The sequence below is a fragment of the Bacteriovorax sp. DB6_IX genome, from assembly GCF_000447775.1.
Classification (GTDB): Bacteria; Bdellovibrionota; Bacteriovoracia; order Bacteriovoracales; family Bacteriovoracaceae; genus Halobacteriovorax_A.
On record NZ_AUNJ01000345.1, the window covers coordinates 1 to 8,847 of the forward strand.

At 37.8% G+C, this 8,847-nt stretch carries 8 protein-coding genes and 1 pseudogene; 5 read left to right on the top strand and 4 right to left on the bottom strand.

Annotation, left to right across the window (positions count from 1 at the left end):
- The 5 genes and pseudogenes from M901_RS10525 to M901_RS10545 all read left to right on the top strand — a co-directional run.
- Positions 1-770, top strand: a pseudogene (locus M901_RS10525) (NAD/FAD-binding protein); the annotation flags it as partial.
- Complete coding sequence (locus tag M901_RS10530; RefSeq protein ID WP_021278188.1) at positions 767-1,531, top strand: DUF1365 domain-containing protein; 765 nt, start codon at positions 767-769, stop codon at positions 1,529-1,531. The pseudogene M901_RS10525 and the gene M901_RS10530, both read left to right, overlap by 4 nt.
- Positions 1,506-2,708: a cyclopropane-fatty-acyl-phospholipid synthase family protein gene (locus M901_RS10535; protein WP_053335856.1), complete on the top strand. Its 1,203-nt coding sequence runs from the start codon at positions 1,506-1,508 to the stop codon at positions 2,706-2,708. Before M901_RS10530 ends, M901_RS10535 begins: the two co-directional genes overlap by 26 nt.
- Position 2,709: 1 nt before the next feature.
- Positions 2,710-3,120, top strand: a complete 411-nt coding sequence (locus M901_RS10540; protein ID WP_021278180.1) for a nuclear transport factor 2 family protein — start codon at positions 2,710-2,712, stop codon at positions 3,118-3,120.
- A 17-nt stretch (positions 3,121-3,137) separates the two neighbouring features.
- Positions 3,138-4,550 (top strand): SDR family NAD(P)-dependent oxidoreductase, encoded by a 1,413-nt coding sequence (locus M901_RS10545; RefSeq protein ID WP_021278185.1) that lies wholly within the window; start codon positions 3,138-3,140, stop codon positions 4,548-4,550.
- Between the two features lie 37 nt (positions 4,551-4,587).
- Here M901_RS10545 and M901_RS10550 read toward each other — a convergent pair whose 3' ends face one another.
- Genes M901_RS10550 through M901_RS10565 form a run of 4 tightly spaced genes read right to left on the bottom strand, consistent with a single transcriptional unit; the run spans position 4,588 to position 8,658 of the window.
- The gene (locus M901_RS10550) at positions 4,588-5,919 is read right to left on the bottom strand and encodes a TldD/PmbA family protein (RefSeq protein WP_021278184.1); all 1,332 of its coding nucleotides are present in this window, start codon (positions 5,917-5,919) and stop codon (positions 4,588-4,590) included.
- Complete coding sequence (locus M901_RS10555) at positions 5,919-7,304, bottom strand: TldD/PmbA family protein (protein ID WP_021278183.1); 1,386 nt, start codon at positions 7,302-7,304, stop codon at positions 5,919-5,921. The genes M901_RS10550 and M901_RS10555 overlap by 1 nt, the downstream gene beginning before the upstream one ends.
- Positions 7,305-7,351: 47 nt before the next feature.
- Positions 7,352-8,335 (bottom strand): cyclic nucleotide-binding domain-containing protein, encoded by a 984-nt coding sequence (locus M901_RS10560; protein ID WP_369793756.1) that lies wholly within the window; start codon positions 8,333-8,335, stop codon positions 7,352-7,354.
- Entirely contained in the window at positions 8,266-8,658 is a 393-nt protein-coding gene (locus tag M901_RS10565) for a hypothetical protein (protein ID WP_021278181.1), read from the bottom strand. Before M901_RS10565 ends, M901_RS10560 begins: the two co-directional genes overlap by 70 nt.
- Between the last annotated feature and the right edge of the window lie 189 nt (positions 8,659-8,847).

Here is an 8,847-nt window from a genome sequence, read left to right on the forward strand (position 1 = left end):
GTATATGGTCTACTCCAACAGATAAGATGCTTGTATTTCCGGCCTATACTTTTATTAGGTTTTGTATCAATCATGGGCTGCTACAAATTACTGATCGTCCTCAATGGAAAACAGTCGTTGGTGGTTGTCGAATCTATGTTAAAAGGGCCTTAGAGAATATTGATAAGAAGTATCTCAATGAGGCTATTGAGAAGACCTCTATTGTTGGGGATAAGGTTATAGTTAAAACAAAGCAAAGAGAAGAAGTCTTTGATTATTGTTTTCACTGCGCTCATCCACCTGAAATTGTCAAATACATGGATGGTGAAAATAGGGCCAAGGAACTTCTTAAGAATTTTGATTATCAACAAAACCTGGCGGTTCTTCATTGGGATAAGTCTATCTTGCCAGTTAAGAGGGCATGGAGCTCATGGAATTATCTCTCAAACCATAATACTGATGGCGAAGACGCTGTTTCTGTTTCATATCTCATTAATATGCTTCAGCCAATTGCAACTGAGACACCAATACTAGTCACTCTAAACCCCGTGACGGAAATAGATAAGAACAAGATCTTTCGAGAAATTAAATATGAGCATCCGCTCTTTGATGATAAGGCCGTTAGTTCTCAAGAGAAAATTCATGCTCTCCAAGGTGAGGATAATATGTTCTATGCGGGAGCGTGGCTACGTTATGGTTTTCATGAAGACGGAATTTTAAGTGCTAAAAGGGCTCTTCTTAAATTCTTTGAGAAAGTAGGAAAGTGCCCAGAGGATTTTAAGGTTTTATGAAAAAACTCTATCTGGCCAAGATATTTCACAAGAGGTTCTATCCAAGAAGTAATGAATTTACTTATCCAGGCTTCTTTATAAAGTTTGATATTGATAGAGCAGAGGAACTTAGTAGTGCGCTCTTTGGTTATAATAAGTTTAGAGCTTTTTCCTTCTATGACCGTGATCATGGAAATAGAGATGGCTCTTCTTTAAGAGATTGGGCCGTCTCAATTCTTAAAAAGGCGGGAATTAGTCATTACCAGGGAAGAATTATACTCCAAACCTTTCCTCGTGTTTTTGGTCATGTTTTTAACCCTGTTAGCTTTTGGTTTTGTTATGACGACGCCAAAGGGAAGGAGAGTGAGGTTAAGGCCATTATATGTGAAGTTAATAATACCTTTGGAGAATCCCATAACTACGTCTTAACAAATAAACCATTAGAGAATACTCATTATATAGATAAAGAGTTTCACGTCTCACCATTTTATGACATAGAAGGTTTTTATCGTTTTGATTTTAAAAATCAGGATAGAGTGGCCATTGATCTTTATTTTGAAGACAAGTTACAGCTCTGTACATTCATTCATGGTAAGGAAGTTTTATGGAGCTCATTTGAGCTATTAAAGCTTCTAGGGAAGTTTCCATTCTATTCATTTATTGTCCTATTCTTGATTCATTATCAAGCATTGAAGTTATTTCTAAAGAAAATACAGTTTTATTCAAAACCAGAAAAGTCTAATAAAGAGGTTTCATATGAACATGCAAGTAAATCATCTTAAATCACAAGCATACTTAGATAGTCCATGGGTTAGTCTCTTCTTTAAGCTTCTAAGTGCTATAGAATATGGCTCAATTACCCTGGTGACTCCTGATGGTCAGAGCTTACAATTTGCTGGAGATAAGTCTGGATCTCATCCTCAAATAAGAATAAATGACTGGGGATTTTGTGAGAAGCTCTTTATGAGAGGAGATATCGGACTAGGGGAGTCTTATATTGATGGAGATTGGGATAGTGAAGGAATTCATGCGCTAATCCGTTTTGGTATAGAAAATAAATCCTGTCTTGAAAGACTCATAAAGGGCAATATTTTAAGAATATTCTTTTATCGTTTGAAGCATCTTTTTAATAGAAATACCAAATCTGGTAGTGAGAGAAATATTCATGCTCATTACGATCTAGGAAATGACTTCTACTCTCTTTGGTTAGATAAGTCGATGACATATTCTAGTGCCCTTTTTGATAAGTCAGAAGATCTTGCTAGTGCACAAACTAGAAAGTATGAAAGGATTTTTGAAACTCTTAACTTAAAGAACGGGGATCATGTTTTAGAAGTCGGTTGTGGGTGGGGCGGATTTATGGAGTATGCTGCAACAAGAGGAGTTCATATTACTGGTGTGACTATTAGTAAAGAACAATTTGATTTTGCATCCAAGCGCCTTGTTGACTTTGAAAATGCTAATGTTAAATATTGTGATTATCGTAACCTTGATGGAAAATATGATTATATTGTTTCTATAGAGATGTTTGAGGCCCTGGGATATGAATATTGGAAAACCTATTTTAATAAACTTGCGGGTCTTCTTAAAGATGGTGGGAAAATAGCGATTCAGTCAATTACTATCAATGACGATGACTTTAAAAGTTATAAGAGAGGGACAGACTTTATTCAACAATATATTTTCCCTGGAGGCCTATTAAGTGCTTCAAAAGAGTTTCAAAGAGTTTCAAGTGTTTGTGGTCTCAAGCTAGTTGATGAGTTTCGCTTTGGTAAGGACTATGGGAAAACCTTAGACTTTTGGGATAAGCTCTTTGTACAAAAAATTGATGATGTAAAGAAATTAGGCTTTGATGAAAAGTTTATAAGAACTTGGCGTTTTTATTTTAAATATTGTCAGGGGGGATTTGAAGCGCAAAAAATTGGTGTTTCACAATTTCTTCTAGAAAAGGCAGAGTAACTTGAAAGATTTAGATAAACTAAAATATTGGTATGAAAACTTAAGCCCTGAATCATTAGAGCAAATTGATACATTCTATACAGAGCAGAGTTTTTTTAAAGATCCCTTCAATGAGTTTTATTCTAGAGATAAAATAAAGGGGATATTCAAGGATATGTTTAATAAGTTAGAATCACCTTCATTCGTCTTTATCGATCTGATTGATTCTAATGAGGCGAGTTTTATAACATGGGACTTTAAATTCTTAGTTAAAGGCAAAGAATTTGTTATTCACGGAAGTACTCATTTAAAATGGGAGTCGGGGCGAATTTATTATCACCGTGACTATTGGGATGTCGGAGAGGAAGTTTTATTAAAAATACCATTTCTTCGAAGACTCTATGGTAGCTTTAGAAAGAAATTGGCCCATTAATTCGTTAAGGATGATTTATGATTCTTTTAAAGGTCGTAGTCTTACAAGCATTTTGGCTCTTCTGTGTTAAACACGCAGGGGGAACTTTTTGGCCATACTATCTCTCGGGTGCACTCCTTCTGTGCTTTGCTAATTTCTTCATTATCAATAGGTCTAGACAAAGAGAAGTGATTAGCTTTTCTCGCTATCTCTTTATGCTCTTATTCTTTTTATTTTGGGGCCTTTGCCAAGATTATCTGCTCTTTAAAAGTAGAATTATAGATGAGATTGTTGCCCCTTATTGGTTAATCTCATTATGGGTTGTTTTCTTATGCTACTATGGTGATATTTTTCAAAAATTCGTAAGACTTAAGACTCCTATGCTTTCAATCATTGGGGCCATAGGTGGAGCACTGGCCTACTACAGTGGCGCTAAACTTAGTGGGCTTAGTTTACATCAATCGATGCATATAGAATTTATAATCTTTGTCGCGATTAGTTGGGCAATTTTCTTTCCTCTTAGTTTAAGGGAGTTTGAGCATGGGATAATTTGGAATTACTTACTTGATAAGTCTGTGGTCTTCTCATTTGATCGAACTGGTTTTCTCAGGCATCAAAGAAATTTCAAGGAAGGGTTTAAAGAAAATAGTCATGAATTCAATCTCCAAGGCAAACGCGGCCTCGTCACTGGAGGAACTTCCGGTATTGGACGTGCGGTGGCCTTGAAACTCTCTGAGTTAGGGGCCAATATTACAATTACTGGACGAAATCTGGAGCGAGCTCAAGAAGTTATTAACTCCAATCAGCTTATTGATTTCTTGCAGTTAGACATGGGCCAGTGGTCTATGTTTAATCATATAGATTTTAGTGAAAAGCTTGATTATTTAGTTCTTAATGCTGGGGCCATGCCGTCACAATATACCCTAAACGAAAGTGGAGTCGAGCTTCAAGCGGCCTCTCAGCTTATCGGCCACTTAAAACTTATGGAATTACTAAGACACAGAGAACTTATCGATAGGCATACTCGAATTATCTGGGTTAGCTCTGGTGGTATGTATCTGAAAAAGCTTGATCTCAAAAATCTTCTTAGCACTGATCATTATGATAAGGTGGCCACCTATGCTAATGTTAAGAGGGCGCAGGTGACACTTGTTGAAGAGCTCGTGGGCCTTTCTCAATGGAAAGACTGGTCAATCTATTCAATGCATCCTGGCTGGGTGAAAACCAGTGGCCTAGATGGGGCCTTGCCTGGTTTTGTTTCACTAATGAATAAACGATTGAGATCTCCAGAACAAGGTGCAGATACAATAATTTGGCTTTGCTTAACTAAGTCCTCACTTGTTCCAGGTGGGTTCTATTTTGATAGAAAGAGAGTTAGTCCCTATATAAGTAAGAAGTATATTCCTTCAAAGAATGAGCGAGAAGAGTTAGTAAAGGCGTCCTCTTGTTAAATCAAAAGGACGCCCACTACTTAATATTTTTTGAATTTTAATTACCAGCGATTGCTAAGTTAGAGAAAATAATTTTTGGGCAAAAGAATGTTTTATCATCTGAGTGATGAAGTTTGTCTCCTACGAAAGAGATTTCTTTTAGCATCTTATAGAAGTTTCCATTAACTGTGACATCTTTGAAATACTTTGTGATTTCTCCATTTTCCCAAACTCTACCTGAAACACCAAGTGAGAAATCACCACTAATTGGGTTGATTCCTGAGTGGAGTCCTTGGGCCTTGATGATCTCGACAAATTTCTTATCCTTTAGAAGCTCTTCTGAGTCCGGTCCTTCACTAATGATGAAGTTTGATAGTCCAACTCCCAATGTGGATTTTGATGATCTTGAGGCGCAGTAATTATTCTCCATTCCAAGCTCACTTGCTGTGGCCGAGTTTTGAATAAATTGTTTTAGGACACCATTTTCAACAAGTGTATTTCTTTGTTTCTTAAAACCTTCTGAATCAAATGGAACAACATCAAAGCCATCATCATAGAATGGATCATCAATGAATGTGAGCTTTTCTGAAGTTACAAGTTTACCTGTTTCATCTTTCCAAGGTGAGACCTTATCGATGACTGACTTTGCCGAAAACATGAGTTTAAAAGACTCAAAGATTTCCTGAAAAAGGTCTGTCTTAAACATGACATCATATTTTGCCGTTTTAATTTGCTCTGCTGTTAAGAGATTCTTTGCTACTTGGATTGATTCATCAATGCAGGCTTCAAAATTAAGCTCCCTATAATCTCTTTTTAAATCAGAATGAAAGTGCATGGCATTCTTGTCACCATCTTTTAATAGGGCAGAGGTATAACAACTATAGTACTTTGATCTGTGATTACATCTTACACCATTTGAGTTTCCGATATAGACTTGAACTTCGCCTTCAACTAATCCGTTGTAAGGAGCATTGTCAGCAAGCTCTTCTTTCTCAAGTACACCCTTTTCAAGGTAGAGTGCCTGCTCGATCATCTTCTCAACTTCTGGTTGAAAATCACTATTGGCCTTCTTGTTGACATCATCAATATGGTTTTTCGCCGCTACAATCTTTTCGTGTGGATTCACTTTTCCAAATTTTGAGTTGGCCACAGCGCTTTGAATCGTTTGCTTAATAGAATCTTCATCTAGGGCCTCTGTGAAGCTTGTTCCTACTTTTTGATCCACGATTACTCTGACTCCGAGAGAGTGTGAGTTGGCCTTCTTATATTCAGAGAGGTCACCCTTTTCTGCTTTGAGAGAGAAGTTATTCTGTGCTGAGATGATAACATCAATATCATTAACACCCATCTCTTTTGCCATATCAATTGTTCTATCGATGAGAGCTTTCATTACTTACCACCTCCAACAAGAATATTATCGACTTTGATCGCAGGTTGACCAACTGTCACGAAAACACCACCAGAGACTGAACCACAGACACCGGCCGCGAAGTCGAGATTATTTCCTACCATACTAATCTCTTTAAGAGATTGTGGTCCTGAACCAATTAGTGTTGCCCCTTTTACAGGTGTTGAAATTTTACCATTTTCAATTAGGTAACACTCTTGGGCCGCGAAGTTGAATTCACCTGTTCCAGGAGAGACAGAACCTCCACCCATTTTCTTACAGTAGAGACCTTTATCTACTGATGAAATCATTTGCTCAAGAGATGAATCACCAGCTTCAATATAAGTATTTCTCATACGAGATGTAGGAGCATATTTATAAGACTCACGACGCCCTGATCCTGTTCTCTCATAACCTGTTTTCATGGCCCCTAGTTTATCAACCATGAAGCTTGTCAGTTTTCCATCTTTAATAAGCTGAGTTTTCTTTGAAGGCATTCCCTCGTCATCAATATTAATTGATCCCCAGTGGTTTTCTAATGTTCCATCATCAACAGCTGAAACAACACTTGAGGCAATCATCTCTCCAAGTTTATCGTGGAAGACTGAGGCCTTCTTTGCCACTGAAGTTGTCTCCAGTAAGTGGCCACAAGCTTCGTGGAAGATAACTCCACCAAATCCATTGTCGATGACAACTGGCATTTCTCCTGCCGGACATGCTTCGGCCTTAAGCTTAACTAGCGCCTCTTGAGCAATTTGTTCAGAGATCATTTTGGGATCCATGGCCTGGATGAAGTTCCAGCCCATCATGGCACCTGGAGAGTAAGAACCAGTATCTTGTACGCTTCCGTCTTTGGCGATGGCCGTGGCGCGGATTCTTGAATAGTTTCTCATATCACTTGTATGAAGACCCTCTGAGTTGAAAATTTCAATTTGTTGAAGGTATTGAGAAACACCTGCTGTGACTTGCTCAATTTTATCAGAGATACTTCTTGTTTGCTTATCAAGCTCTAATAGAAATGGGAGTTTCTGCTCAAGACTAATATTATCGAGCAGCCCCTGAATGACAGGATGTCTGTCATCATATTTTGTATAATCAAATGAATTCAGTGTTGTCATCGGATCACGAAGATCTTTTGCACTAAGTGATTTTACGATTTCAATCAGATCATCTTTATTCGTTGAGTTTGTGTATCCGTAAAGAACCTTTGTTCCATAGAAAAGCCTTACTCCGATTCCAAAGTTAATACCTGTTTGGATATCGTTTATTTCGGAACTCTTCATTCCAAATGTTTCAAATGTCTGTTTGTCGACAAATAATTCGGCGAAGTCAGCACCTCTTAAAAGAGCGTAGTCAATAACTTCTTTTGCTACTTGAGAATTCAGCATTCTTACCTCCATTAGGCATAGATGCTAGCAAATAAATGGGGTCTTAGCTAGGACTTTTGCGGTGCAGGAGTACGTGGAGCGCGTCTATCGCTTGATCTCTTATTAGCAACACGTTCAATTGACTCGAGAAGTTCTGGATGCCTTGCAATAATCTCGTCAAAGTCCTCTTTTTCGAGACGATAGAGGTCACAGTAACTCTGGGCACGGACATTGGCATTTCTCTTTGTCTCACGGACAAGGGCACCTTCTCCAAAGAATTGATTCTCATGAAGGGTAGCGACAGTGTTTCCATCTTTTAGGATAACTTCAACAATACCGTGACCGATAATATACATTTCTTGTCCAACTTCACCAATATTGATGATTGTTTGTCCCGGTCCGAAGTAGCGCTGTTTTAATGAGCCTGCTACATCTTTAAGACATTGTTGAGAACAATCTTTAAAGATAGGTATATTTCTAATGAGTTTAATATTCATATAGATTTGAAGCTCTTGTTGAAGTGCTTGTGGAAGATCACTAATAATCTTGTTGTCATTGTCAGTGAGTCTCTTTGTAATGAGGTGCTGATAGTAGCTTGAAACATTCTGCTGCAATCTTTCCGGAATATTATAATATCTCATAAAGGCCTGGAGATCAGAGATTCTTTCTCTGGCCATTTCTTTATGTCGATCACCAGCTGCCATCATTCTCGTGACATTACCAATTACAATACCGTAGACACCAACACCTAAGATCATGATAACCATTGTATAGAGTCTTCCGATATTATTGGTTGGAGTGATATCACCATAACCGATTGTGGTTAGAGTTGTGACTGTCCAGTAAATGGCCTTTATGTAGTATGAGGTTTGATCTTCAGCACCGATAGGATTGATGAGAATCCAACCACAGCTGACCCAGTGTACAACGATGATAAATGTGATCACATAGATATTCATTCTAACTGACTTTGGAACAACCGTCATTTGACCCATGAGCTGAATGATACGAATAATTCTGACAAGTCTAAAAGCCTTAAGAGATTGAGAAATGGAACACCAGTAACTCCACCAAGAGAGTAGCTAATAATATCAAATGGGATAGAGGCCATAAGATCAACTGCTAATAGCGACCACCAATTAAACTTTTCTTGTCTGGTATTGAATTGCACTCTTCCTTTGGCCTTTTGCCTTAATTGATAGACAACATCACAGAGGAAGATGAACGAGATAAAGAAGTCTGACCAGAGCTGCCAAGTTTGGATCCTTGTGCCAAAGGTAAAACTATACGGTGCCTCAAGCGCAGTAATAACGACTGCTGCAAAGACAACACAATTCCAAATAATTTCGCCTGTTGATAAGGTTTTCTTAAGCATATCTTGTTCTGGTAGAGATTCTAAGTTATTGATATCTTCGGTAGAAGTGGTGCAAGTCTTTAGAATTAATGTCAGTTTTTTGTAAAGAATCTTGACTAAAATCTATTTGAATCCATTATATAGGTAACACTATTTTAAGGAGAATGAGGTGTTTAAACGTATTGGTTTATTTTTAATGGTGAATATTTT